The organism is Tardiphaga sp. 866_E4_N1_4 (assembly GCF_052076075.1).
GTDB classification, from domain to species: domain Bacteria; phylum Pseudomonadota; class Alphaproteobacteria; order Rhizobiales; family Xanthobacteraceae; genus Tardiphaga; species Tardiphaga robiniae.
In genome coordinates this window covers 2,554,265-2,580,843 of record NZ_CP197242.1, presented here as the reverse complement: position 1 = coordinate 2,580,843, position 26,579 = coordinate 2,554,265, and the positions used below count along the sequence as shown (strand labels likewise).

Annotated in this window: 23 protein-coding genes; 17 read left to right on the top strand and 6 right to left on the bottom strand. The window is 60.7% G+C overall.

Annotation, left to right across the window (positions count from 1 at the left end):
• Positions 1-21: 21 nt before the first annotated feature.
• Genes paaK through paaG form a run of 3 tightly spaced genes read right to left on the bottom strand, consistent with a single transcriptional unit; the run spans position 22 to position 2,634 of the window.
• A complete protein-coding gene (gene paaK / locus AB8B20_RS12645; protein ID WP_439072804.1) occupies positions 22-1,356 on the bottom strand; it encodes a phenylacetate--CoA ligase PaaK in 1,335 nt (444 codons plus the stop codon).
• A 22-nt stretch (positions 1,357-1,378) separates the two neighbouring features.
• Positions 1,379-1,843, bottom strand: coding sequence for a hydroxyphenylacetyl-CoA thioesterase PaaI (gene paaI, locus AB8B20_RS12640; protein ID WP_439072803.1), 465 nt, complete (start codon positions 1,841-1,843; stop codon positions 1,379-1,381).
• Complete coding sequence (gene paaG, locus AB8B20_RS12635; RefSeq protein WP_439072802.1) at positions 1,843-2,634, bottom strand: 2-(1,2-epoxy-1,2-dihydrophenyl)acetyl-CoA isomerase PaaG; 792 nt, start codon at positions 2,632-2,634, stop codon at positions 1,843-1,845. Before paaG ends, paaI begins: the two co-directional genes overlap by 1 nt.
• Positions 2,635-2,835: 201 nt before the next feature.
• Between paaG and AB8B20_RS12630 the strand changes: the two genes are divergently transcribed.
• The 5 genes from AB8B20_RS12630 to AB8B20_RS12610 all read left to right on the top strand — a co-directional run bounded on the left by AB8B20_RS12630 (position 2,836) and on the right by AB8B20_RS12610 (position 7,420).
• Positions 2,836-4,017, top strand: coding sequence for an ABC transporter substrate-binding protein (locus AB8B20_RS12630; protein ID WP_439072801.1), 1,182 nt, complete (start codon positions 2,836-2,838; stop codon positions 4,015-4,017).
• 106 nt (positions 4,018-4,123) lie between these two features.
• Positions 4,124-4,996, top strand: a complete 873-nt coding sequence (locus AB8B20_RS12625; protein WP_068734804.1) for a branched-chain amino acid ABC transporter permease — start codon at positions 4,124-4,126, stop codon at positions 4,994-4,996.
• Positions 4,997-4,999: 3 nt separating this feature from the next.
• Positions 5,000-5,944: a branched-chain amino acid ABC transporter permease gene (locus tag AB8B20_RS12620; RefSeq protein WP_439072800.1), complete on the top strand. Its 945-nt coding sequence runs from the start codon at positions 5,000-5,002 to the stop codon at positions 5,942-5,944.
• Complete coding sequence (locus tag AB8B20_RS12615) at positions 5,941-6,723, top strand: ABC transporter ATP-binding protein (RefSeq protein WP_439072799.1); 783 nt, start codon at positions 5,941-5,943, stop codon at positions 6,721-6,723. Before AB8B20_RS12620 ends, AB8B20_RS12615 begins: the two co-directional genes overlap by 4 nt.
• Positions 6,716-7,420, top strand: a complete 705-nt coding sequence (locus AB8B20_RS12610) for an ABC transporter ATP-binding protein (RefSeq protein ID WP_439072798.1) — start codon at positions 6,716-6,718, stop codon at positions 7,418-7,420. Before AB8B20_RS12615 ends, AB8B20_RS12610 begins: the two co-directional genes overlap by 8 nt.
• Positions 7,421-7,764: 344 nt before the next feature.
• Here the strand turns inward: AB8B20_RS12610 and AB8B20_RS12605 are convergent, their stop codons facing one another.
• Positions 7,765-8,664, bottom strand: a complete 900-nt coding sequence (locus AB8B20_RS12605; RefSeq protein ID WP_439072797.1) for a GntR family transcriptional regulator — start codon at positions 8,662-8,664, stop codon at positions 7,765-7,767.
• A 195-nt stretch (positions 8,665-8,859) separates the two neighbouring features.
• Between AB8B20_RS12605 and AB8B20_RS12600 the strand changes: the two genes are divergently transcribed.
• The 9 genes from AB8B20_RS12600 (at position 8,860) to AB8B20_RS12560 (ending at position 17,872) form a co-directional block, all read left to right on the top strand.
• Positions 8,860-9,687, top strand: a complete 828-nt coding sequence (locus tag AB8B20_RS12600) for an ABC transporter substrate-binding protein (protein ID WP_439072796.1) — start codon at positions 8,860-8,862, stop codon at positions 9,685-9,687.
• Positions 9,688-9,699: 12 nt separating this feature from the next.
• Positions 9,700-10,425 carry an amino acid ABC transporter permease gene (locus AB8B20_RS12595; RefSeq protein WP_439072795.1) on the top strand — a complete coding sequence of 242 codons (726 nt, stop codon included), beginning with the start codon at positions 9,700-9,702 and terminating at the stop codon, positions 10,423-10,425.
• A gap of 9 nt (positions 10,426-10,434) precedes the next feature.
• Positions 10,435-11,175, top strand: a complete 741-nt coding sequence (locus tag AB8B20_RS12590; RefSeq protein ID WP_439072794.1) for an amino acid ABC transporter ATP-binding protein — start codon at positions 10,435-10,437, stop codon at positions 11,173-11,175.
• Between the two features lie 22 nt (positions 11,176-11,197).
• A complete protein-coding gene (locus AB8B20_RS12585) occupies positions 11,198-12,361 on the top strand; it encodes a M20 family metallopeptidase (protein ID WP_439072793.1) in 1,164 nt (387 codons plus the stop codon).
• 4 nt (positions 12,362-12,365) lie between these two features.
• Positions 12,366-13,466: a mandelate racemase/muconate lactonizing enzyme family protein gene (locus AB8B20_RS12580; RefSeq protein ID WP_439072792.1), complete on the top strand. Its 1,101-nt coding sequence runs from the start codon at positions 12,366-12,368 to the stop codon at positions 13,464-13,466.
• The gene (locus AB8B20_RS12575; RefSeq protein ID WP_439072791.1) at positions 13,459-14,631 is read left to right on the top strand and encodes a M24 family metallopeptidase; all 1,173 of its coding nucleotides are present in this window, start codon (positions 13,459-13,461) and stop codon (positions 14,629-14,631) included. Before AB8B20_RS12580 ends, AB8B20_RS12575 begins: the two co-directional genes overlap by 8 nt.
• A gap of 36 nt (positions 14,632-14,667) precedes the next feature.
• Positions 14,668-15,597 carry a dihydrodipicolinate synthase family protein gene (locus AB8B20_RS12570; protein WP_439072790.1) on the top strand — a complete coding sequence of 310 codons (930 nt, stop codon included), beginning with the start codon at positions 14,668-14,670 and terminating at the stop codon, positions 15,595-15,597.
• A 24-nt stretch (positions 15,598-15,621) separates the two neighbouring features.
• A complete protein-coding gene (locus tag AB8B20_RS12565) occupies positions 15,622-16,929 on the top strand; it encodes an ABC transporter substrate-binding protein (RefSeq protein ID WP_439072789.1) in 1,308 nt (435 codons plus the stop codon).
• A 172-nt stretch (positions 16,930-17,101) separates the two neighbouring features.
• Positions 17,102-17,872, top strand: a complete 771-nt coding sequence (locus AB8B20_RS12560) for a LamB/YcsF family protein (protein ID WP_439072788.1) — start codon at positions 17,102-17,104, stop codon at positions 17,870-17,872.
• Positions 17,873-18,182: 310 nt separating this feature from the next.
• On the opposite strand, the gene AB8B20_RS12555 is transcribed toward AB8B20_RS12560, so the two are convergent.
• Positions 18,183-20,135: an FAD-binding monooxygenase gene (locus AB8B20_RS12555; protein WP_439072787.1), complete on the bottom strand. Its 1,953-nt coding sequence runs from the start codon at positions 20,133-20,135 to the stop codon at positions 18,183-18,185.
• Between the two features lie 164 nt (positions 20,136-20,299).
• Here AB8B20_RS12555 and AB8B20_RS12550 point away from each other — a divergent pair, with 164 nt between their 5' ends.
• The 3 genes from AB8B20_RS12550 to AB8B20_RS12540 all read left to right on the top strand — a co-directional run bounded on the left by AB8B20_RS12550 (position 20,300) and on the right by AB8B20_RS12540 (position 25,792).
• On the top strand, positions 20,300-20,782 hold the full coding sequence (locus AB8B20_RS12550) for a MarR family winged helix-turn-helix transcriptional regulator (RefSeq protein WP_439073069.1): 483 nt from the start codon (positions 20,300-20,302) through the stop codon (positions 20,780-20,782).
• A gap of 1,291 nt (positions 20,783-22,073) precedes the next feature.
• Positions 22,074-23,102 (top strand): ABC transporter substrate-binding protein, encoded by a 1,029-nt coding sequence (locus AB8B20_RS12545; RefSeq protein WP_439072786.1) that lies wholly within the window; start codon positions 22,074-22,076, stop codon positions 23,100-23,102.
• Positions 23,099-25,792 carry a hybrid sensor histidine kinase/response regulator gene (locus AB8B20_RS12540; RefSeq protein ID WP_175366278.1) on the top strand — a complete coding sequence of 898 codons (2,694 nt, stop codon included), beginning with the start codon at positions 23,099-23,101 and terminating at the stop codon, positions 25,790-25,792. Before AB8B20_RS12545 ends, AB8B20_RS12540 begins: the two co-directional genes overlap by 4 nt.
• Here the strand turns inward: AB8B20_RS12540 and AB8B20_RS12535 are convergent.
• Complete coding sequence (locus AB8B20_RS12535) at positions 25,789-26,529, bottom strand: response regulator transcription factor (protein WP_093756926.1); 741 nt, start codon at positions 26,527-26,529, stop codon at positions 25,789-25,791. The two genes, AB8B20_RS12540 and AB8B20_RS12535, sit on opposite strands and share 4 nt — an antisense overlap.
• Positions 26,530-26,579: the final 50 nt, after the last annotated feature.

Here is a 26,579-nt window from a genome sequence, read left to right as displayed (position 1 = left end):
TGAATCGAAGTCCTTTGGATTCTAGCTCTGCGGCCGGCGGTCGAGGATACGTCTGGCCTTGCCGGCCGAACGTTCGATGCCGTCGGGGTCGCGGATGATGACGCGCGATGTGATGCCGATGGTGTCCTTGATCGCCTGCTCCAGCCGGTTGGCCGTGGCCTGACGGAGGTCTGACGCAGAGAATTCGGGACGGGCCTCGACGTGAATCTCCATCTCGTCCATGCGACCGCTTCGCGTCAACACGATCTGGTAATGCATCGACAACCCGGGGATGGTCTGCAGCTTTTCCTCGATCTGGGTGGGAAACACATTGACACCGCGCAGGATGATCATGTCGTCGGTGCGACCGGTGACCTTCTCCATGCGTCGCATGGCGCGCGCCGTGCCGGGCAGCAGGCGGGTGAGGTCGCGCGTCCGGTAACGGATGATCGGCATTGCCTCCTTGGTCAGCGATGTGAACACCAGCTCGCCTTCCTCGCCGTCCGGCAGCACCTTTCCGGTATGCGGATCGATCACTTCCGGATAGAAATGATCCTCCCAGATATGCAACCCGTCCTTGGTCTCCACGCATTCGCTGGCGACGCCCGGGCCCATCACCTCCGACAGGCCATAGATGTCGACGGCATGCAGATCGAAGGCTTCCTCGATCTCCTCGCGCATCGCATTGGTCCACGGCTCGGCACCAAAGATGCCGATGCGCAGCGACGACTTGCGCGGATCCAGGCCCTGCTTCCGGAATTCATCCAGGATCGCCAGCATGTAGGATGGCGTCACCATGATGATGTCAGGCTTAAAATCGGTGATGAGCTGCACCTGACGTTCGGTCATGCCGCCGGAGATCGGGATCACCGTGCAGCCGAGACGTTCCGCGCCGTAATGCGCGCCGAGGCCGCCGGTGAACAGGCCGTAGCCATAGGCGTTGTGCAGCTTCATGCCGGCGCGTCCGCCCGCGGCGCGGATCGAGCGAGCAACCACATCGCTCCAGGTGTCGATGTCGCGCTTGGTGTATCCGACGACGGTGGGCTTGCCGGTGGTGCCCGACGAGGCATGGATGCGTGCGACCTGCTGCTCGGGCACGGCGAACATGCCGAACGGATAGTTGTCACGCAGGTCGGCCTTGGTGGTGAACGGAAATTTCGCGAGATCGTCGAGGCTCGTGAGATCGTCCGGATGAATACCGGCGGCGTCGAATTTGGCGCGGTAGTGCGGGACGTTGTCATAGGCATGGCGCAACGACCATGCGAGTTGCTTTAGCTGCCAGGTCTGCAGGTCTGCGGTGGCGGCGACTTCGTAGCGGTCCAGTTCAGTCGGTTCGGGTCTGAGCTGGTCCAGCTTGCGCAACGGCATTTGAAACATGGAATCCTCCCGGATCGGCTTTTTATTGAGCTGGGGTGGAATTCGGCGGCACCAACTCGCCCGAAATGGTGCGCGAGTGGCCGCGGAATTCGGCAACGACGATATTCTTGCTGTCACGCACCGTGACATCGTAGATGCCACCACGCCCGGCCTTCGAGCGTTCGATGGCGTGGGCGGTGAGCGTCTCGCCGGCAGCAACAGCGCGGATAAAGGTCACGGCGCATTGTTGCGCGACGGCGCGCTGATTGTAGCTATTGCAAGCGAAGGCGAAAGCCGAGTCGGCGAGGGTGAAGATGAAGCCGCCGTGGCAGATATCGTGACCATTGGTCATGTCCGGCCGCACCGTCATGGCGAGCACCGCTTCGCCGGGCGCGATCCGCTGGATCGACATGCCCAGTGCCTTGCTGGCGCGATCATCGTGCCACATCGTGTCGGCACAGGCCTGGGCCATGGTCTGCGCCGCGGTCTCGGCTGCGTGCGACTCCATTACTGCCTCCCGACAAAGCGCGGCGCGCGCTTTTCCATGAAGGCGGTGACGCCTTCGAGGTAGTCCGGCGTACGACCGGCTTGTCCCTGCAGATTGCATTCGAGGTCAAGCTGCTGGTCGAGACTGTTGGTCTCAGAGGCGTCGAGCGCCTGCTTGATCAAAGCAAGGCCGGCGGTCGGCTGGTTCGCGAAATGAGCTGCGAGGCAATGTGCTTCGTTCATCAGGTCGGCGTCATCCACCGATTTCCAGATCATGCCCCAGGCTTCCGCCTGGTCCGCGGGAACGGGTTCGGCGAGCAGTGCGAGCGCCCGGGCCCGCGCGGTGCCCACCAGTCTCGGCAGGATCCACGTGCCGCCAGCATCCGGGACGAGGCCGAGCTTGGCGAAGGCCTGGATGAATTTCGCGGAGCGCGCGGCGATCACGATGTCGCAGGCGAAGGCCACATTGGCGCCCGCGCCGGCCGCGACGCCGTTGACGGCACAGATCACCGGCATCGGCAGGCTGCGCAATTTGCGAACCAGCGGATTGTAGTAGGTCGCAATAGTAACGGAGAGATCCGGTGTTTCACCCGGCGTGAAAACGCCGTCGGAAAGGTCCTGTCCGGCGCAGAAACCGCGGCCCGCGCCGGTCAAGAGCATGGCACGGCAGGATGTGTCGGCTTCCGCAGCTACCAGGGCCGCCATCAATTCGGCATGCATTGCCGCGCTGAACGAGTTCAAGCGGTCGGGCCTGTTGAGCGTGAGAACGCGATAGCCTTCACGGATTTCGGTCGTGACGAGACTCGTATCCACCGCTTCCTCCCTTTTGTTGCTTGGTCGTTATTTTTCGGCTCTGCGCCGTTGTGAAGCAGACGTTACTATTGACCAACCGTCCGGTCAATTATAAAAGTCGATCCGGGATTTGGTGCCATCGCGCGCGGTTTGGCCGCTAGGATGCACGCAAAGCGCCGGGCACGCTCAAAAATGGGCGGCCATCATAGGGGAGGAAACGAGATGACGTGCCACTCGCATTTCAAGAGCCTTGCTATTGCCGCAGCCATCGCGCTGCCGCTGTCGGGACTGTCCATCTACAGCCCGGCGCTTGCACAGCAGACCGTCAAAATCGGGTCGGTGCTGTCGGTCACAGGTCCCGCGTCGTTTCTCGGCGAACCCGAAGACAAAACGCTGCGCATGTATGTCGACAAGATCAACGCTGCTGGCGGCGTAGCCGGCAAGAAGATCGAACTCGTGATCTATGATGATGGCGGCGACGCCAACAAGGCGCGCACATTCGCCACCCGTCTGATCGAGGACGACAAGGTGGTCGCGATGGTCGGAGGCTCCACCACGGGCACCACCATGGCGATGGTGCCGGTGTTCGAAGAGGCGCAGGTCCCGTTCATCTCGCTGGCCGGCGCTATCGAAGTGGTCGATCCCGTGCGCAAGTTCATCTTTAAGACGCCACACACAGACAAAATGGCGTGCGAGAAGATCTTCGAAAATCTCAAGCAGCGCAATTTTACCAAGATAGCGATGATCTCCGGCACTGATGGCTTCGGCGCTTCGATGCGGGCGCAATGCGTTAAGGTCGCCCCGACCTATGGCGTGCAAATCATCGCCGAGGAAACCTATGGCCCGCGCGACAGCGACATGACGGCGCAGCTCACCAAGATCAAGGGCGTTGCCGGGGTGCAGGCCGTGGTCAATCCCGGTTTCGGACAAGGGCCCGCGATCGTGACGCGCAATTATGCGCAGTTGGGCATGTCGGCGACCCCGCTGTATCAGAGCCATGGCGTGGCATCGAAAAGCTTCATCGAGCTCGCCGGTCCAGCTGCGGAAGGCGTACGGCTTCCGGCCGCGGCGCTTCTGGTCGGCGACAAGCTGCCGGACGGCGACCCGCAGAAGAAGGTCGTGGTCGACTACAAGCAGACATTCGAGGCGACGGCCAAGCAACCGGTCTCGACCTTTGGCGGTCATGCATATGATGGGCTGTACATCATGGTCGAGGCGATGAAGCGCGCCAACTCCACTGACGCCAAGAAAGTGCGCGACGAAATCGAGAAGACCAAGGGCTTTGTCGGCACCGGTGGCATCGTGACCATGTCGCCGACTGACCATCTCGGCCTCGATCTATCCGCCTTCCGCATGCTGGAAGTGAAGGGCGGCGACTGGGCCCTGTTGCCACCCGGTACCTGACGTCACAACCGGCGATCTCCGCGACACGCATGGTCGTGCGCGGGGATCGACTGCTCTCGCTCCACGCAGAACAGATTGTACTGGCAATGAAAGGCCGTTGGCACGCATGCCGGAGTTTTTTCAATTTCTGGTCTCGGGCCTGACGATCGGCGCGGTCTACGCCCTGGTCGCACTTGGCTTTACCCTGGTCTACAACGCCTCCGACGTGGTGAACTTCGCTCAAGGCGAGTTCGTCATGCTGGGCGGAATGGTCACGGTTTTCGTTCATGCGGCCGGTGTGCCGCTGCCGCTTGCGGCGCTGGTCGCGGTCATCGTGTCGGTCGTCCTTGGCCTGTCGCTGTACTGGCTCGCAATCGCGCCGGCCCGCGGTGCGTCGGCCGTGTCGCTGATCATCATCACCATCGGTGCGTCGATCCTGCTGCGCGGTGCGGCGCAGATCGTTTTCGACAAGCAGTTTCACAAGCTGCCGGCATTCTCCGGTGATACGCCGGTGCAGATGCTGGGCGCCGCGGTTCAGCCGCAGAGCTTCTGGGTGATTGGCGGCACCGCCGTGATGGTCCTGTTGCTCTACGTCTTTCTCGAACGCACCCTACTCGGCAAGGCTGTGCTCGCCACATCGGCCAACCGGTTCGCCGCACGGCTTGTCGGCATCAACACCACGACCATCATGGCGCTGGCTTTCGGCGGCTCGGCCGCCATCGGTGGTGTTGCCGGCATCCTGATCACGCCGATTACCCTGACGAGCTACGATGTCGGCACGTTGTTGGCGCTGAAGGGCTTTGCCGCAGCCATGCTCGGCGGCATGGGCAATCCGCTCGGTGCTGTTGCCGGCGGGCTGCTGCTCGGGTTGCTCGAAGCGTTCGGCGCCGGCTACATCAGCTCAACCTACAAGGATGCGTTTGCCTTCATCGTGATCCTCGCAGTGCTGTTTGCCGCGCCACAGGGGCTGTTCGGCCGCCGCACCATCGAGAGGGTCTGAGCGATGCTTGCAGCCCTGCGCCACCGCTATGGAATTCTGCTCGTGCTGGCGATCGTCATCGCCGTCCTGCCGCTGGCATTTCCGTCGAGCTATTATTTCCGGGTCGCGTCATTGGTTTGGGTCTCTGCCTTTGCGGCGATCGGCCTGAATATCCTGATGGGCAAGGCCGGGCAGGTCAGTCTCGGCCATGCCGGTTTTTTCGGGATCGGCGCATATGCCGTGGCGATCGGCCCGACACATCTCGGCATCCCGTCGCTGGCGGCGCTGCTGCTCGGTTGCCTGCTGTCGGCGCTGCTGGCCTTTCTTGTCGGCCGCCCGATCCTTCGCCTGAAGGGGCACTATCTCGCGATCGCAACGCTCGGATTCGGCGTGTTGGTCGCGCTGGTCATTACCACAGAAAGCCGCTGGACCGGCGGTCCGGACGGCATGTCGGTGATGAAACTCACGCTGTTCGGCTGGCGCGCCAGTGGATCCGATACCTGGTACTGGATTACGGGCGGGTTGCTGCTCGCAGGTACCTGGATTGCACTCAATCTGGATGATACGCCAACCGGACGCGCGTTTCGCGCGCTACATGACAGCGAAATCGCTGCCAGGGTGACTGGCGTCAACGTCAATCGTTTCAAGCTGCAGGCCTTCGTCATTGCAGCGGTCTACGCCTCACTGGCGGGCTCTGCGCTCGCGCTGATGAACGGCTTCGTCAATCCGGATCAGGCCGGCTTCCTGCATTCCATCGAACTCGTGACCATGGTCGTTCTCGGCGGCCTCGGCTCGGTGCTGGGCAGTATCGTCGGGGCGGCCGTGTTGATCATGCTGCCGCAGGTGCTCACCGTATTTCAGGAATACGAGAACCTGCTGCTGGGTGCCATCATCATCGTGTCGATGATCTTCATGCGCGAGGGCATCGTGCCCATGCTGTCGAAGTTCATGATGGGGCGCCGCGCATGACCATTCTCAAAGTCAGCGACATCGGCATCTCGTTCGGAGGCCTCAAGGCCATCGACGGCGTCGGCTTCTCCGTTGAAGCCGGCCAGATATTCTCCATCATCGGGCCGAATGGTGCCGGCAAGACCACATTGTTCAACGTGATTTCCGGCATCTACGAAGCGAGCGAAGGTCGCATCGAACTGGCGGGGCAGGATGTCACCCGCCTTGAACCCGATGCGCTGGCGGCGCGGGGCCTGTCCAGAACATTTCAGAACCTGCAGATATTCCAGCGCATGACCGCAGTGGAGAACGTCATGGTCGGACGGCATCTGCAGGAAAAGTGCAACCTGTTCGCGGATCTGTTGCGGCTGCCTTCGGTGACGCGCCAGAACGAGGAGACCCGTGCGGCTGCGCTTGCTTTCCTGGATGAGGTTGGCTTGCGGGACCAGGCCGACACGCCGGCGGGCGCGCTATCCTATGGGGCCTGCAAGCGCCTTGAGATCGCACGCGCGCTGGCTGCCGAGCCACGTGTGTTGTTGCTCGATGAACCGGCGGCAGGCTGCAATTCAGTGGAGACTGAGGAGATCGACCGGCTGATCTGTCGGGTGGCGGCGAAGGGCATCGCCGTGGTGCTGGTCGAGCATGACATGAAGCTGGTGATGAAGATCTCTGATCGAATTCTGGCGCTGGAGCGGGGGCGGCCGCTCATTGAGGGCAGTCCGGGCGAGGTGCGCGCCAACCCGGCCGTGCTTGAAGCCTATCTCGGCAAACATGGCGCGCGGGAGGCTGCCCGTGCTTGAGATCTCCAATCTCCGCAGCCGCTATGGACGTATCGAAGTCCTTAAGGGCATCAGTCTCGACGTGCAGACTGGCGAAGTTGTTGCGCTGATCGGTTCGAACGGTGCCGGAAAGACGACGCTGCTGCACGCGCTATCCGGAGTTCAGCCGATCAGCGGCGGCCAAGTGACATTTCTTGGTGAGCGCATCGACGGCTTGCCTGCCCATCGCCGCGTGGCGCGCGGCATTCTTCAGTCGCCAGAGGGGCGGCAGATATTCGGCCCGCTCACCGTGGAGGATAACCTGCGGCTTGGCGCCTATCTGCGGCGCGACAAGGACATCGCCGAAGATCGCGACAGGATCTTCGGCATGTTTCCAATTCTGGCCGAGAAGCGAAATCAAATAGCAGGGGGTCTGTCAGGCGGACAGCAGCAGATGCTGGCCATCGGCCGTGCTTTGATGGGCAAGCCGAAGCTGCTGCTGCTAGATGAACCTTCGCTCGGTCTGTCACCCCTGCTTGTTGATCAGATATTAGCGGCCATTGTTTCGTTACGTGCCCTCGGCATGACCGTATTGCTTGTTGAGCAGAATGCCATGGCAGCACTTGAAATCGCTGACCGCGGTTATGTGATTGAAACCGGCCATATTGTCCATGCCGGACCCGCATCGCAATTGCTGTCAGATCCCAAAGTAAAAGCGGCTTATCTCGGCTTGGAATAATGTAGGCATGGCTGCTTGTGGCGCAAAGCTGTCATTCGATCCCTTTGCGATTCCATGGGGGATGCGCGTATGACCCGCATTCCGCCGACCTAGCACGCGAGATGACGCCGCGCCTGACAGCACCGGTGTCAACTCTCGTCCTCGACGAGCTGTTGTGAGCCATCCAACGATGCAGCAACGTGTGCTTGCGAGAAGCAAGCACCAGCGGACAGGGCCTGTCCTTTATGACGCAAAGCGAAGGATGCGCTCGACCATTCTCACATTGGCGAGATCGAGCATCCGGTTGTCCAGTGTCACGGTGCCATGCCCGTCCCGTTCGGCGGCGCGCATCGCTTCGATGATCGTCAGTTTCCCTTTTTGTGCGTGCTTGGCGCTGTGGCCAATGCCTGTTCGAGATGCAGACGCATTTTGGCGGAGGCTTGGCTGAAATCTTCTGTTGCAATCGCCTCGATGATTGCGACGTGCTCACGGCACCAGTCCTGGACGCGGCGGCTGTTCGTGTAGCTGCCGAATTCCAGCAGCCGCCTCAGCCGGTTCTGGTGCTGGACCGCTTGAACGAAGAAAGCGTTGCCACTGAATTCAGCGCACATTTCGTGAAACGCTGCATCTGTCTCGAACAGTTGCGTACTGCTGACGGAGGCGATGTCAGGATGCGAGATGAGATACAAATGTTGTAAGCGTATTCGTTCGATGGCGGCCAGATCCGGCTTGAAAGTCGGTAGCAGGAAGCAGGCCGGTTCGAGCGTGAGCCGAAATTCGTAGCTGCCTCGCAACGAGACGAGGGAATCGAAGGTGGGAAGGAAGGTCCATCCGTGTCCCTTATTCTTCGCGATCAAACCGTCCTCGGCAAGTCGCGACAGGGTGCGCGTCAGCGCTACACGGTCGACGTCGTAGCGACGCGCGATTTCGCTCTGGGTCATGGAATTTGGAACGGCGTTATCCAGACGATCACGCACCAGCCGCTGATAGAGTTTCTCGTCTGCCGTCGAAGGAACCTCGATCTCAATGCGATGCAATGAGTCGAACGGCTTGCGCAGGAAATATCCGTGGTTCTTCCGCGTATCGACGATACCGCGCTCGGCAAGAAGGTTGAGCGCCGAGCGGATCGGGGTTCGCGAAACCCCGACAAGGTCGGCGAGCTGCTGCTCGCGCAGATGATGGCCAGGCTCCAGCTTGGCGTCGCGGATGACGTCCAGAAGCTGATTGGCCAGGTGGAAGCTGCTCTGACGGGAGGAAGGCGCCATTTTAGCGGAGGTTTCGAAGGTTCATAGCTAAAGTACGGTACGTTTCATTCAATACAATATGACCATCGCATGTTCCAAGCAATATCTGGGTGATAAAAGCTTAGGCATGAGTTGCCTGTCGATGAGGCTTGACGAAGCTGGGGGCATTGATTGTACGTTATGTATCAATAAAACAATCAAAGCACAGGTGCCACCATGCCACGCTTGCGCATTGTCTGCGAAATATTGCTGCTCTGCCTGGTCGGCCCGGCTTTGCTTTCCAGGCAGGTCATGGCCGCCGACCTCTCTGCCGCTACTCTCGTGGAAAAAGCAGCGCTGACCTACGGCGTCGCCGCCACCTTCGCGCCGTTCGAATATCAGAAGGACGGCAAGCTGGCCGGCTTCGACATCGACATGATCGGTGCATTGAGCAAAAAGCTTGGCGCCGAGGCGAAGCCGATGAACATGGAGTTCAAGGGCCTGATCCCCGCGCTTCAGGGCGCGCGCATCGATCTCATCAATTCGGCCATGTACATCAATGAGCAACGCGCTGCTCAGGTCGACTTCATCCCCTATCTGAAGATCGGCACCTTGGTCGTCGTTCAGGCGGCCAATCCCGCGAAAATCACGGGGCGCGATAACTCCCTGTGCGGCAAGACCATCGCCGTCACGCTCGGTGGCATACAGGAGAGCTACGCGCGGCAGGACGACAAGCGATGCCGCGATGGCGGGCTCGCAGGCGTCACCGTGATGACGCTGCCTACTGCGCAGGATTCGGCGTTGACGCTGCGGCAGGGGCGCGCCGACGCGCTGTTTAACGCCACGCCAGGCGCCGTCGAACTGATGGACAAAGTGCCGGGCGTCTACACCGTGGTCGGGGCTGAGTTCGAGGCGAATACCCTGATCGGCATCGCAGTGCGCAAGGGCGACACGGCGATGAAAGCGGCCATCGAGGCCGCGCTCAAGGAGATCGTCGCCGACGGCACTTACAAGACGCTGATCGAGACCTGGAAATTTCCTGCCTCCGTGTCGCTGCTCAACTGAGGGGGCGTTGTCGTGTCAATCGAACTCGTCTGGCACTATCTCGTTTCACCAAGCTTCGTTCACGGCGCCGGGATGACCCTGCTGCTGACGGCGACCTCGCTGTTCTTCGGCGTCATGATCGGTCTCGTGCTCGCGCTGATCCAGGAAGGCCGGACGCGCGCGGGACATGTCGTAACGTTTTTTTACCTGTGGCTGTTTCGCGGCACGCCGGTGCTGTTCCAGGTCATCTTCATCTACAACGTGCTGCCGTCGTTCGGCATCAAGCTGTCGGCATTCGTGTGTGCCGTGCTGGCGCTGTCCTTGAATGAGGGCGCGTACATGGCGGAAATCTTGCGGTCGGGTCTGCAGGCAGTGAAGAAGGGCCAACGTACTGCCGGCCTCGCGCTCGGCATGACCGGCAGCCAGATGATGCGCTATGTCGTCGTTCCGCAGGCGGCACGAATCGTCTTGCCGCCGATCGGTAACCAGATGATAGGTATGCTGAAGCTCAGCGCGCTGGTCTCGGTGATCGCCGTCGAAGAATTGTTACTGGTAGCGAACCAGACCGCGAGCGCCGACTTCCGCTACTTCGAGGCGCTGACCGCGGCCGGCATCTACTATCTCACGATGACCACGGCGTTCATGGGCCTGCAGATACTGATCGAGACGGCGCTCGATCCCAAGAAGCGTCAGCGCATGCGGCGGGTTTCGCTAACCGAGCGCATGCTCGGGACATCAAAATCGTTCGCTGTTCGATAGGCGCAGGGAATGGTTGTGGAGCATTTTCTCGAGATCGTCGGCATCAACAAGAGCTTCGGATCTGTGCAGGTCCTGAAGACTTGCAGCATGACGGTTGCAGCGAAGGAGACCGTTGTCGTCATCGGTCCGTCCGGTTCCGGGAAGTCGACGCTGCTGCGTTCGATCAACCTGCTGGAGCCGGTCGACAGCGGCGATATTTTCTTCGCCGGTGAGAATATCACGCGCGAACGCAAGAAGGCGCATCTGTTGCGCCAGCAGATAGGCATGGTGTTCCAGAATTTCGAGCTGTTTGCCCATCTTTCTGCGGTCGAAAATGTGATGCTTGCGCCAATGAAGATCCTTGGCGTCAGCTCTGCCGATGCTCACGACATTGCCGTTGATCTGTTGCGGAAAGTCCAGATTCCGGAAAAAGCGGATGCCTTCCCCGACGAGTTGTGCGGTGGTCAGCAGCAGCGTGTCGCCATCGCCCGCGCGCTCGCCATGCGTCCCAAGTTGATGCTCTACGATGAGCCGACATCCGCACTCGATCCCGAAATGATCCGCGAAGTGCTCGATGTGATGGCCGACCTCAGCGCGGAAGGGATGACTAGCATCGTCGTGACCCACGAGATGGGATTCGCGCGCCGCGCTGCCGACAGGATCGTCTTCATGGAGCAGGGCGAGATCATCGAAAGCGCGTCGAGCGATCAGTTCTTCGGCGGGACGGTCAATGATCGGGCGCGTCGGTTCCTCGATCAGATCCTTCACTGAGCACATGTCCGGAGTCCGTTGAATGCCCTTGTCCCCCGATGCCGCCCGCATGAAGCGCGAACTGGCGAGCCTCGTCGCGATCGACACGCAAAACCCTCCCGGCAACGAAGCGCGCGCCGCGCAATTTCTGCGTGGTCTGCTGACGACCGAGGGATTTGAAGTCGCGCTACAGGAGTACAAGCCGGCGCGGATCAACGTCATCGCGCGGCTCGAGAACGGCGCCGGCCCGGTTTTTGCCTTCAACACCCATATGGACGTCGTACCGGTGGGCGATGGCTGGTCGTCCGACCCCTTTGCCCTGAAGGAGGCGGATGGGCGGCTCTACGGTCGCGGCGCGTGCGACTGCAAGGGCCCGCTTGCGGCGATGCTGGAGGCCATGCGCATGCTCGCTGCGGATCGCGCGGCTTGGTCGGGCACGCTGCTAGGCGTCTTCGTTGCCGACGAGGAGATCGCCAGCGAAGGCGCCAAGTTCTATGCCGCCAGTGCTCCGAAGATCGACGCTGCCGTTATCGGCGAGCCCACCTCCAATGCAATCTTCACTGCGCATAAGGGAAGTCTGCGCCCACTCGTGCGGGTGCACGGCGTGTCGGCGCACTCCGGTACGCCGCATCTCGGGGAGAACGCGATCTACCGTGCCGGTGAACTTCTGGGTCTTGTTGCCGAACATCATGAAGGCGTTGTGCGTCATCGCACCCATCCTCTCGTGGGAGCGGCAAGCCTGACGGTGACCCGCATGAATGGCGGTCATGCGGATAATGTGCTGCCCGGCGCTTGCGATCTTCTGCTTGATCGCCGGATGGTGCCGGGCGAGGACGAAGAGGCGGTCAAGCGTGAAATCGGCGACTTGCTCGCGCTCGCCCGTGAACGCTTTGGCGTGCGTGCCGAGATCATCGGTTACAACGCAACGACCGGCGGTGCGACGGAGACGGCCCTGGACACTCCAATCGTACAAGCGAGCCTCGCCGCAAGCCGGGCCCATAGTGCGGCCAAGTCAGGCCCCTTCGGTTTCCAGGGTGGCTGCGATCTCGTGCATTTCCGCAGCATCGGCGCGCAGGGAACAGTGATCGGCCCGGGTGATCTCGCCGTTGCCCACAAGCCCGATGAGTTCGTGCCGGTGGATGAGTTCGTCGCCGCCAGCTTGATCTATCGCGATGTGGCGAAAGCCATGTTGCAGAACGGAGCTTGAGCTGGTGCGTGTCTCGCTGCACTCGACTGATCTGCATTATAGCGGTGGCCTCGTGCTACACACGGCGTCGTCCGGCAGCATTCCGTATCTGAAAGAAATTTATCTGCGGCTTGACGATGGCGAGACGATCGGTATCGGCGAAGTGCGGGCCAACATCGCTTACCTCAATGGCTTCGCTGAAGGCACCGTGGTGGAATACGCGGTCGCGGCCATGGGCGCCGTGGACTGGACGCGTGATCCGGTCGACCTGCTTGCGACGATGGCAGATTGGGGAGAGCCCTTGATCGCTCCGGTGCGCACGTTGATCGACTGCGCGCTGCATGATTTCGTTGCGCGCCGCGAACGCCTGACCGTGGCCGCCTGGCTCGGCGCCTCCTCGCAGAAGGTGGTCCACGAGACCAACCAGACATTGTTCTGGTCGCCGTTCGACGAATTCTTTGCGCAGGCACAAACCTATGTCGATCGTGGCTTCAGGGATCTCAAGGTTCGGGTCGCCGCCGCTGATTTCGCCGAGGACCTGCGCCGGATCGCGATGCTGCGTGAGCGTTTCGGCACGCAGGTCAAGATTGCCGCTGATGCAAACGGGCGTTGGTCGGCGGAGGAAGCACTTGAGAAGCTCGATGCGCTGGCCGTCTACGACCTCGCTTATGTCGAGCAGCCCGTTCCACCCGGAGACTGGGCGGCCGTCGATTTGCTTGCCGATCGAAGTCCGTTGCCGGTGATGCTCGACGAAAGCGTCGCCACGCCGGATGATATCGCGCGGATCTGCACTTATGGCGGTCGGGTTTTTGCGCATCTCAAACTGATAAAGCTCGGTGGCATTGCGCCGACCGTGGCTGCGGCGCGGCGGCTGTCAGATGCGGGCATCCCTTTTATGATCGGCCAGATGAACGAAGGCGGTGCCGCGACAGCTGCAGCGCTGCACGTGGCCTGCGCGGCGTCACCTGCCTTTGCGGAGCTCTACGGCGCCGACGGCCTCATCGATGATCCGGTCTCGGGCGTCTCGTACACGGCAGGGACCGTGTACGCGGACCATCCACTTGGCCTCGGTGTCGCCTTCGACGCTGCAGCCACCCACCTCATCGGAGATTTTAGCCATGGATAACAACGGCATTCGGCAGGGCTCGGAATCAGCTTTCCCGAAAGTGGAGTACGACCAGCGGATTGCGCGCGCGCGCAAGCTTCTGGCTGCGGCCGGCATCGACGTCATGGTCGTGACCGGGCCAGAGAATATCTTCTACCTCACAGGGCAGCAGACGCCAGGCTACTACACTTTCCAGGCGCTGGTACTGCCGGTGGAAGGCGAGCCCGCATTCGTCGTCCGGCAGCTCGAATATTTCAACTTCACCGCAAACACCTTCATCGCGAACGCGGAAATCTATCAGGACGGCGATCAGCCGGTGAACTTCCTGGTCAACGTCATCAAGGCGCGCGGCTGGTCGTCGAAACGCCTTGCCATCGACAAGCGCGGCTGGTTCCTTCCGATTGCCACCTATGAGTCGCTGCAGGATAAGCTTGGCGCATTCCATGACGGCGCCGGGATCATTGAGCAGCTCCGGATCGTGAAGTCGACTGCCGAAATCGAGAAGATTGCGATGGCGGCCTCTTACGTCGAAGCCGGCATGCGCGCTGGGCTCGCGGCGGTGAAAGCGGGTGCGAGCGAGAATGATTTCGTCGCGGCCATGGTAGGTGCGGCGATCTCGGCGGGGTCCGAATATGTCGGCATGGAGCCGCTGGTCTCCGCCGGCCGGCGCTCGGGCGTACCGCACGGCACCTGGCGCCGCGGCAGACTGGGGATGAACGAGCCTGTCTTCCTCGAAATGGCCAGCAGCCACGATCGCTATCACGCCGCCTTGATGCGCTGCGCCTGGGTCGGTCCGATGCCGCAAGTGGCGGTCGACATGGAGAAAACCTGTCAGGAGGGACTTCAGGCGGCGATCGAGGCGATCCGTCCCGGTGCGCTATGCGAGGCGCCGCATATCGCTTGCCAGCAAGTGATCGACCGTGCCGGCTATACCGACAACTTCAAGAAGCGCGCGGGCTACAGCATCGGTATCGCCTTCGCACCTGACTGGGGCGAGGGCGGCATCCTCAGCCTCTATACGGGCGTCACCACCGAGCTGCGGCCGGGAATGGCGTTCCACATCCCGGTAGCGCTGCGCGTCTTCGGTCAGTTCACAGTCGGCGTCAGCGAGACGGTGGTGGTCACCGAAACCGGCTGCCGTGCGCTCAGCGTGATCGATCGTCCGATCCTGCGCATCCCCGGCTGACACCACAACAATTCAACATTCGGAAGGACAGGAATTATGGAAGATATCACTGAGTGTCATGCGCGGTTGCGCGGACTATTCAACATCACCGTCACGCCATTCAAGGCTGATGGTGCGTTCGACTATGTGGGTCTGGCGCGGAATATCGAGCGGGTCATCAGCCTCGGCTTCGACGGCATTCTGATCGGCGGCACCTATGGCGAGTTTCCGGCCATGTCGGCCGAGGAGCGGGCCGATCTGTTCCGGCGCGTGATGGACATCGTCGGCGACCGGGTTCCTGTCATGCTGTGCAGCGCCGGATCCGACGTCCGCGTCGTCCGTGAACTGACGGCGCTTGCCGGCGACCTTGGTGGTCTGCCGATGGTGACGCCGCCGTTCGTTTCGGAAGTCACGGATGCGCAGATCGTGGCGTTTTTCCGCGACATGGTCCCGCTCTCGCGAACCGGCGTGCTGGTCTACAACGCACCCGGCATCGGTATCACCCTGTCGCCATCGACGCTGGAGCAACTCGCCGAGATTCCCGGCGTCGTCGGCGTGAAGCAGGGGGATCTGTCTCCCACAGCGATCGATCAGATTGCCAATCGGATCGGCGGTCGTATCCGTCTGTTCTGCGCTTCCGATCTCGCTTTCCTTGGTCCGATGATGTGCGGCTTCGACGGTATCAGCTCGACCAACAGCTGCGCGCTGCCGGAGCTCATTCTGGCTGCCTATCGGGCGCTCGAAGCCGGCGATGCAGCGGTGGCACGCGATCTGCATCGGCTTTGGTATCCCTTCCGGGCTCTGGCGCGAGAATTCGGGCAGCCGCAGACGACCAAGGCTGCCATGAACCTGCGTGGTTTCGATGGTGGCTCGGTCCGTTCGCCGCTGCGGGATATTGAGATTGCGAACGTCACGGCGGTTGCCAAGGTGTTGCGCGAACTGGCCGCCGATCGGCGTTCGGGATTCAGCGCTGACCTTGCCGCCTGACCAGAATACACGCGCGGCAAGAACATGACGCGTGACGACACCATCGCAAACATCACACAGAGGAGCAGTCAATTGAATCGCAGGCAGTTGCTTAAGAGTGGTGCGTCCGTTCTGTCCTTCGCTGCCATGTCGGGTCTGGCCCGACCTGTCCTTGCTCAAACGAGTCCGGAGATTGTCATCGGGGTCTTATTCCCGATGTCCGGCGCGAACGCACAGATTGGTATAGATGCGCGCCACGCGATGGAAACGGCGGCAGATATCGTCAACAATTCCTACGATCTCGATTTGCCGATGGCGAAGAATGCCGGTCTCGCCGGGCTGGATAACGCCAAGATTAAGCTGATCTTCGCCGACCATCAGTCCGATCCCCAGAAGGGGCGGGCGGAGGCCGAACGCCTGATTACTCAGGATAAAGTGTGCGCTCTGATCGGGTGTTATCTGTCGTCGGTTTCCTCCACTGTCAGCGCCATCGCCGAACGCTATGGCTTGCCGTTCCTGTGCGCCGACTCCTCATCGCCAAGTCTGGCGCGTCGCGGCCTCAAATTTTTCTTCCGCCCGGCTGCGCAGGATGAAATGTTTTCGGCCGCGATGTTCGATTTTCTCGATGCTCAGAAGGCGAAGGGCAAGAAGGTCGAAACCGTCGGCCTGCTTTTCGAGGACACGATCTTCGGTACTGATTCGTCAAATACCCAACGCAAGCTGGCCGCGGAGCGCGGCTACAAGCTCGTCGTCGACCTCAAGTACAAAGCCAATTCACCATCGCTCACCGCCGAAGTGCAGCAGCTTAAATCTGCAGATCCGGATGTGCTGTTGCCCTCGAGCTACACCACCGATGCAATCCTCTTGATGAGGACGATGGGCGAACTCGGCTACAAGCCCAAGAATATCGTGGCCCAGGCGAGCGGCTTTTCTGACAAGGCGTTTCTCGACGCGATGGGAAGCAAGGTGGCGGGCCTCATCTCGCGTGCGAGCTTCTCGCTGGACATGGCACAGAAGCGACCGAGTGTCCTGAAAGTCAATGATATGTACAAAGCGCGCTCCAACCGTGACCTGAACGATAGTACTTCGCGTGAACTGATGGGGCTGCTCGTGCTCGCCGACGCGATCAACCGTGCCAAATCGATCGACGGCGAGAAGATTCGGGAGGCTCTGGCGGCGACAGATATCCTGGGTGAGCGCACCATCATGCCGTGGAAACGCGTCAAGTTCGGCGCTGACGGGCAGAACGCCGATGCCGATCCGGTGCTGGTTCAGTATGTCGGTGGAACGTTCGTCACGATCTTTCCCACCGCAGTGGCGATGGCCGAGCCGGTGTGGCCGATGAACGTCTGACGATATGATATGAGGAGGCATCGGCGTTGGTCGATGCCTCCCGACTTGTCGATTGTCCTCGGTTTCATGCTCCCTCGAAACTGTCGTCTTTCGCATGCCGCAGGGATTCCCGAGAAGGTCTGGCTGATGTAGCGCCGTCATGAGCCCCGCGTAATGAAATAAGGAGGCTACAATGCCATCCGTCGATCTGAACTCCGATCTCGGCGAAGGTTTTGGCACTTATCGTTGTGGCGACGATGACGCCATGCTCTCGATCGTCACGTCAGCCAATGTGGCATGCGGTCTTCATGCCGGCGATCCCGAGATCATGGCGCGGACCTTCGCCATCGCGCGCGAGCGCGGCGTCGCTGTCGGCGCCCATCCCGGATTTCCTGATCTATGGGGCTTTGGTCGCCGCCGTCTGCCGTTCTCGATCGGCGAGATCGAGCGGCTTGTCGCCTACCAGATCGGCGCCGCCGCGGCACTCGCCGCCTATGCCGGTCATCGCATCACTTACGTGAAGACCCACGGTGCTCTCGGCAATATTGCCTGCGAGGAGCGCGATTTCGCTGATGCGGTGGTCCGAGCGGTACGCGCGGTTGACCCCGGCCTTGCTTTGCTGGCGGTAGCGCTTACCGAGCTGGTCGCTGCCGGCGATGCAGCAGGTCTTGACGTTTATCAGGAAATCTACGCCGACCGCGGCTACACCGAAACAGGGCAGTTGATTTCGCGCAGCCTGCCGGGCGCGATGATCGACGACGCTGAGCTAGCGGCCGCGCGGGTGCTCGAGATGGTTGAGACGGGTGCGGTCATTACCGCGCGCGGGAAGCGTCTGCCAACGCCGATCTGCTCAATCTGCGTCCATGGCGATTCCGTTCACGCTGTTGCAACCGCGCGTCACCTGCGAGAGCGACTGGAGTACGCTGGCGTGACCCTGAAGCCTTTCGGATCAAATTCGAAATGACGCAGAGAACCGAGTCGGATTGCGCCGCGCCGTCCGCAAGCGCATCGCGATGGATGAGAGTGGTTTGCTGGCGCAATAGCGATAGAGGATTAGCGATCATTGGGCCCATTAGTTTAGTGACCGCTTCTCGTGATGGAGCTGACCGATCGAAGTTGCTGTGCCTTCACGCGTGATGAGGCCCCGTACCCTTTATGCCGGGCCGCTTCTGGTTGGACGCGATTTGATGTCGTTTATCATCGGCGATGCCGTGGCGGCAGTCGATCAGGCAGGGACCGCAATTTCTAGTCCGTAGGGTCTCAAGCCCTGTTGTTCAACACGGCCATATCAAAATTCGCTCGAAGTATGCAGCGAGTTGAGCGTGGCCGTTCAACGGAAGAACGTTGGCGATATATTGATCGGGACGAACAACGACCATGCAGCCCTGGTCGCGGTCAATGCCTCGCATGGTGAAGATATCGCGATCATCGCTGCTGTCTGCGCAGAAGATCTTCTCGTAATCCCGCAATCGATAGCGTCCTTTGCTTGGCAGTAGAAGGTGCGGCATGGCTTCGATGGCGAGGTCGCTGTGGCGTTGCTGGAAGACGGCCCGCACATCGATGACGGAATCGATGTCGTCATCTGTCGGCGTGTATCGTCTCAGAGGAGACGCCTTGGCACTGGCGAGGAACTCGCAAAGAGCGCAAATGGCTGAGCCCGGCATCGCCGAATCCTCAGATCCGGCGAACGCAAAGATGCGCCAGCGCCCATCCGCTCTGATGGTGTGCCCAAGATGAATCGGTTTCGCGTCCGCGACACGGGTCACCGGCGCGGAATGAAAGCGCATCCCAATCGTCAGTCCCGAGGCCAGGTGTTGATAAGTGGGTTCGGCGGTGAGAAGCGAGGGGCGGTAATGTGCGGCGGTTCCCGCGGTGTAACGCCCGTGTTGCACGAAATATCTTTGCGTCTCGGCGGGATCGAATTGCTTGGATGCGTCGTCTGGTTTCGCATCTGCTCTTGAAGCCGAACTGATGACCTGCGCCCATTCACGATCGAAGTCGATCAATTCCTTCGCAATTTCATGGCGCTCCGCGGAGTAGGAATGTAGAAGTGCGGGCGCGGATCGCTTGCGCAACACCGAAGCCAGCTTCCAGCCGAGATTGAAGCCATCCTGCATGGAGACGTTCATGCCTTGACCCGCTTTTGGGCTGTGGGTGTGACAGGCGTCGCCGGCGATGAACACGCGGGGCAGGCGCGTGCTGTCTCCATCAGGCACATCGTCGAACTTGTCGCACAGGCGTTGGCCGATTTCGTAGACCGACCACCAGGGGACTTCCTTCACGTCCAACGTGTACGGCTTGAATATCCGCTGCGCCGCCGCGATGAGGTCGTCGGGTGTGATTTTGCGGTCCGATACGCGTTCGCCGTGGTGAAGTTTGTCCATCTCGATATACAAGCGAAACAGATAGCCGCCTTCTCTCGGGATGATCAGCATGCTGCCGTGTTGGTCGGACTGGATCAGCGATTTGAAGCGGACGTCCGGAAAGTCGGTGACGGCCAGAAGATCCATGACGCCCCAGGCGTGATTCGCCGAGTCGCCGTACAGAGTGCGTCCGATCGATCTACGCACGGTGCTGCGCGCGCCGTCGCAGCCGACCAGATAACGCGCCTTGATTGTCTCGGTCTTACGTTCCTGGTTGGGCATTAGCCACTCGAGGCGGGCGGTCACCGGATACTGCGGTGTCGTGTCTTTGGAGGCCGTACCGTCGACCGCAAGATCGATCAGGCGCCGGCTGTAGAACGGTCTCAATCCCGTTGGGGAATTGCGCATAATGTCCAGGTAGAAATCATGAATGCGCGCCTGGTTCAGCACCACATGCGGAAATTCCGACAAACCGTTCTCGGTATCTTGCACGCGTCCGCTGCGGACAATGTTCTCCGGCTGCGCCTCATCGGGCTTCCAGAACACCGTCTCGTTGATCCAGCAGGCTTCCTTCAACACGCGCTCGCTGAATTCAAATGCCTCGAACATTTCCATCGTGCGGCAAGCGATTCCATCCGCCTGGCCTCGCAGCAGGGGGCCAGGCTTTTGTTCGACGATGCAGGTCTTGATGTCCGCGAATTTGGATAATTGGGCCGCCAGCGTCAATCCGGCCGGACCGCATCCGATGATCAAAACGTCGACCTCGGCAGGAACAGTGCCAGAACTTCCTGCAGCGTCATGACGCTGCGCCCGGTCAGAGATATGCGGATCACCGGGCTCAAAGCCGTTGAGATGAAACTGCATGGATCCTCCCAGGATCAGGTAGCCGTTCGTCGTCTTCGTCGACAGTACGATAAGTGCACTGTTGTGGCGTTGCGCCGGAGCACTATGCTGGCCGGATCGTCACGTCGCACTTGATCAGCATGCTGATGATCAGTATACGTGTCAAGTGGAGCTTTGGTGTACAGATGAGCGATAACCTTAACAAACCAGGACACCTTGCCCGCCGGTTCCAGCAGGTCGCGGTCGCGGTATTTCATGCCGAGGTTGAGAAAGCCGGCTTTGATCTTACGCCCGTTCAATATGCGGCCCTGACTGCGATCAAAAAATCACCTGGGATAGATCAGGTGACGCTCGCTGCATTGATCGCCTATGACCGCACCACTATCATGGGTGTTATCGATCGGCTGGCGCAAAAGGGGCTTGTACTTCGCCGCACGACTGAGAGAGATAGGCGTGTTCGCGAACTGGTCATCACGGACGAGGGACGCAGTATACTCCAAAGGATCGAGCCGGCTGTCCGGTCGGCCCAGAAGATCATGTTGCGTGGTCTGAACTCGAACGAGGCGAACGAACTGGTGCGGTTGCTGCAAAAGACAATCGCTGCAGGCAACGAATTGAGCCGCGCGCCGCTGCGGGCTGAGCTCGCTAAGACCGTAGGGAAGAAGTAGATTCGAAGCGGGCTCCCGACTCGGGCTTCAGGAGGGTCGGAGAGACTTATCGACCTTCCTAGCGCAAAGCGGTCGTTGAGGTGCGGTTAGGCGCCAGCTGGACCTAGTCCAAACTTCCTCTTAATGGGCTGTACCGACCAAGATTGTCGTGCTTCTCGCGTCTGATGAGGCAGCGTACTCCTTTTGCCGAGATGTTGGTGTCAACTGCTCTTGTCGAGTTCAACCGCTTTGATTTATGCGAAGGCGCCAGATCGTACAAAATCTTTTCGATTCCGGGATCAGCCGGGACCAATTGTGCGAGTGGGATGTTTGTGCACCAGCCATTTTGACCAAGGCGTTACTTCCGTTCTACCTGAGAATGCGGCAACGAAATCGCAACGAATTGGGTGAAACGACCGTGAACAAAACGTAGTGGGAGCACCTGCCGCAACAATAAATATCAACAACTTAGGAGATATGCACTGCGTTCGAGACGCAAGGACCGTCCGCTTCATACGGCCACGATCAGCGAATGTCGGTATCGGCGGTTGCACGTCCGCGCTTTGAACCTATCTGCGGGTCGGTATCGGGCACTCGGAGCCATCGCGAGCAGATCGGGAAGTCTCTTCGTGGGGTGGCGGGATGCGGGGGAGGGTGGACGGCGGTGGCGGAGAGCGATTTTTGGCATCGTGCCAAACCGAGGTGCCCCGCTTTTACCCGGGCCTCGCCAATCAGGCTGCCTTCCGATCGGAAAAACAGTGCTCCTATGATAGCGGAGCAGCGGGCTTACGCCACTAATGCCGAGCGCTCACGCCATCATACTGAGGAAAAACAGCGGTTCGTCGTGTCGGTGGTTGCGTGTGATTCCCTCCTTGGGCACCAACGCTCCAGGCCAGCCGATGGTGCTGGCAAAGCCAGCGAGCATGTAATTCCCGTAATCGCACGGCGCGCTTGCCGAGTTCGACCGTCTAACCTCTCTCCCGTCGGGCGGCGACGCGAGATCACCCTCACTGGCTGGCGGAAAAGGCGGAGCATCCCTGCCTCTAAAGAGAATGAAGCTCCACCGGATCCTGCAGGCCATTATAGCCAGTTTCGGTAGCGAGGAAGGTCCGTTGGCTGGGATGATCCTCGAACCTGTTGATAGAGGGATAGAGGGCGGGCCGCCCCTGCCAAGAGCTCGGCGGCGAGCGAACCCGACCTGCTTTGATCGTTCTCGCTCAGATCGTCCATTTCGGGTATTTGAGAAAAGTGAGTACTGGGACGTCCGCTCCCCGCGGGGACAACGTCTCGCTGTTGTGCTGGGAAATTCCTGATGCGGAAGACTATGGCGCTCGATCGACGAAGTGTTCTTGCGTTTGCTGCGATCTTGGCCCTGCCGCGCCTGGCCGTCGCGCAGGTGGCGCCCGAGCGGCGGCGCGTCTCATTCCTGCTGAGCACCGCCTATGACGAGCCTATGACCGTTGCGCGCCTGGCAGCGATGAAGGCCCGACTTGGCGAGCTTGGATGGGTCGATGGACGCGTGATCGAGTATGAAGCGCTGTCGTGTCTGAACGATCCGGTCCAACGTAAGGCGATGGCCAAGCAGATCGTGGCACGGACGCCGGATCTGATCATCACGGGTGGCGTGCTCGACGCCCAAGCCATCCTGAGCGAGACCCAGACCATTCCGCTCGTCTTCTCGACGGCCGCGGATCCGGTCAGCAGCGGATTTGTGCAGAGCCTGGTGCGCCCGGGGGGAAATGCCACGGGCTTCACGACCAGCCATCCATCGATGGGGAGCAAATGGCTGGAGATCCTTTTGGAGCTTGCGCCTCGCGTCAAGCGCGTCGGTGTGATTTTCAATCCGCTCTCTGCGCCGCGCAATGGCGACTACTATCTCGATCCGTTGAGGGAGATGGCGTCATCTTTCGGCGTTGACATCATCCCGCTTCCGATTTCGGATCCGGACAACATATCCGCGCAGATTGCCCGGCTCGGTGGTGCACCGGCCGGCGGGCTCGTCGTGACGCCGGATGCGTTCACCGTCCTCAACCGCAAGGCGATCGTATCCGCTGTTGCGGCAAATGCGGTCCCGGCGGTCTATTCCTATCACTTCTTCATGACCGAAGGTGGCCTGGTCTCCTACGGCTTCAAGTATGAATCGGCGGCGTCGGAGCGCTCGGAGCTGGTGGAGGCGATGGTCGAATATATCGACCTGATCTTGCGCGGCGCCAAGCCCGCGGAGCTGCCGGTGCGATCGCCGCGCACCTATCAGCTGATCATCAATCTCAAGACCGCGAGGTCACTGAACCTGACGGTGCCGCCGGTGCTGCTGGCCCGCGCCGACAAGATCATAGAATGAGTGTTATCGGCGCCGATCGCGATGCACGACCGCCGGTGCGCGGCGGTCTGTTCCGCAAGTACCTCGTGTCCTTTCTGGTGGTCGTTTCGGCGGCGCTGATCGCCAATAATGTGATCGACGCGATATTCTCCTATCGCGAGCAGCAGCGCCTGCTGATCGCTGTGCAGCGCGAGCAGGCCAGCGCCGCGGCGGACAAGATCGATCAGTTCCTCAAGGAGATCGAGCGGCAGCTCGTTTGGTTATCCCAGCTCTCGCTGCAGATGCTTCCGCCGGAGGAAATGCGCATAACCGGCATTCGCCTGCTGCGCCTGACGCCGGCGATCTCCGAAATCGCCCAACTCGATCCGCAAGGTCGCGAGCAATTGCGCGTGTCGCGCTATGTGCGTGACATGGTCCGCAGCAATACGGACCTTTCGCAGTCTCCCGCATTCGTCGATGCGAAGGCACGCGGCATCTATTACGGGCCGATCTTCTTCTTCCGCGAGACCGAGCCGTATATCACGGTTGCCGTGAGCGGCGCGGATGGCGGCGTGATCATCGCCGATGTCAATCTGCGCTTCATGTGGGATCTCGTCTCGCAGATCAAGGTCGGCAATGAGGGCAATGCCTTCGTCGTCGATACGAGGGGGCGTCTGATTGCCCATCCCGATCTCCGCCTCGTGCTCAAGAACACCGACTTGTCGGGGCTTTCGCAGGTTGCGTCCGCGCTCGCGGGAAGCGCAGGCAGCGATGCGGATTCCGTCGTCACCGATCTGGCGGGAAAACGCGTTCTTTCGGTTCACACATCCATCGCGCCGGTCGGCTGGAAGGTGTTCGTTGAACTGCCAACTCACGAAGCCTATGCGTCGCTCTACGCGTCGATGCTCAATTCGGCGCTGCTGCTGCTTGTCTCGCTGTTCTGTGCGTTTATCGCGGCGCTGTTGCTCAGCCGTCGTATGGCCGATCCGATCCGTGCGTTGACGGAAGGTGCAGAACGCATCGGAAGCGGCGATCTCGATCAGAAACTCGTCATTCGGACGGGCGATGAACTGCAGACTTTGGGTGAGCAGTTCAACCGGATGGCAGAGCGCCTGCGGGAGTCATATCTGACCCTTGAAGGACGGGTTGTGGCGCGGACGACCGAGCTCGCGCAGGCGCGCGATCAAGCGATCGAGGAACGGGCAGAAGCGCATCACGCGCGACAGGCGGCCGAACTGGCCAATGAAACCAAGTCGCGCTTCCTCGCGGTCGTCAGTCATGAACTGCGGACTCCACTCAACGGCGTGATAGGCGTGCTGCAATTGCTCGATAATAGCCGCCTGGACGAGCGTCAGATCCGCTTGCTCACGGCCGCCAAGGTCTCGGGCGATACCCTGCTCGCACTGATCGAATCGATTCTCGACTATGCCCGCCTCGAAGCAGGCGCCGACAAGCTCGAATTCCGCAGTTTTCGCCTGGATCAACTGATCGAAGCAGATCTGGATCTGTTGAGGGAGGAGGCGGAGGCGAAGGGATTGACGTTGAGCCTGTCGATGCGAGGCGATGTGGCCGCGGATGTCGCCGGCGACCCGATCAAGCTGAATCGATTGGTGCTCAATTTACTCGGCAACGCTGTCAAATTCACCGCGCGAGGTAGCGTCCAGGTCGATCTCGCATTCGATACACTGGATGCTCCCGGCATGCTCCATCTGTCGGTTACGGATACGGGTATCGGAATCGCGCCGGATATTCAGGAGCGCATCTTCGAAGACTTCGTGCAGGCTGACAGCGATATCGAGCGTCGGTTCGGCGGGACGGGGCTTGGCCTCGCCATTTCCCGCCGGTTGGCGCGGCTGATGGCCGGCAATCTCTCGGTCCGCAGCGAACTCGGCAAGGGAAGCACGTTTACTCTGTCCATTCCCCTCGATCGGGCGCAACTGGTGCCGGCCGTTGTCGAGACGAGACCTCCGGCGACGAAGCTGTCCGTGCTGCTCGTCGATGACGATCCGGTCAATCGCGACGTGGGGCATGCCCTCCTTGTTCGTCTCGGTCACGAGCCAGTCGTAGCATCGAGTGGGGCCATGGCTCTGGAGCTCGTTCGCTCAGGTGCCTTCGACGTCGTACTCATGGATGTGCATATGCCGGAGATGGACGGCATTGCCACGGCCAGGCTCATTCGGAAACTGCAGCTTGATCGATCGCCACGGATTATCGCACTGACAGCCGACTTGTCGGATCGCACACAGGGACGGCTCACTGCCAATGGCATCCGCGCGCGCGTAGGCAAGCCGATCACGCTACAGGCGCTGCAATCAGCCTTGCAGGCGGGTGTCGACGATCTGCCAGGCGCCCCGGTTGGTGCGTCCGAGCTAACCGCTGGTTCTCTCATCGATGACGATTTCTTTAACGATCAGGAAGAACTGCTAGGGGTGCCCCGGTTGCGTGGTCTGCGCACCATCTTCCTTGACACCTGCCTTCCGCTGACGCGGAGCATGGTGGAAGCGGCCAGCATGGGGGATCGGCATCACATGCAACGCCTGGCGCATCGGATCGGCAGTGCGGCCAGTGCGCTCGGTCTCGAACGTCTGTTCTTCCAATGCAACGGGATCGAGGCTGATGCGGCGCGATTGCCGGCAGATGCGCTTGAAGCTGTTGCCGTCCAGCTGGAGGCAACCTGCCGTGAATCTATCGCTGCGCTCAATGAACGGTTGCGAGAGTCCGAACAGGCCTAGCGCTTTGATTCGAGCATGAGTTTGTAACCTATGCCCGTCACGGTCGTGATCAGGGGCTGGTTGCTGCCGCTGGCGAGTTTGCGTCGGAGTCTGGCAACGAGGGCGTCGACGGTACGTATATCGACATCGGTCTGCCGATTGCTGACGACTTCGATCAGATACTCCCGGCTGAGCGGCCTGCCGTCGGCGCCGACCAGCGCTGCGAGCAGATCAAATTCGGCGCGCGTGAGATGCACCAGCTCGCCGCCGAGCGTGGACAGTTCGCGTCGCACGAGATCGATGATCCAGCGTCCGAAGACGATCGTGGTGCCGGCGGTCGCGGCGTCACGCTCGATCGCGCGGCGCCTGAGGACCGAGCGAGCGCGCGCGAGCAGGTCGCGCAGGTTAATCGGCTTCGTGACGTAGTGATCGCCAGCCACCTCGAGGCCAAGGATCCGATCAACTTCGGTATCGCGGCGCGTGACGAATATGATGCCGGCCTGGCTTACGCTCTGGATCTCTCTCGCGAGTTCGAACCCATCGCCGTCCGGAAGCTGAACGTCGATGAAAACGAGCTCGGCGCCGTTCTTCCTGATCTTCTGACGGCACTCAGCGCAATTTGCCGCTTCGGCGACGTCAAAGTTGTGATCGGTGAAGTAACCGGCCAGCATGGCCCGCGTCACGGGGTCGTCCTCGACGATCAGGAGCCGGTCGCGGCGCTGCGAATCTCGGTTAAATGAAGGGACCGGCGCCGACATCTTGTGCTCCTGCCGTATCAATGGAATGGCATCTGACCGAAAGCAAGTGA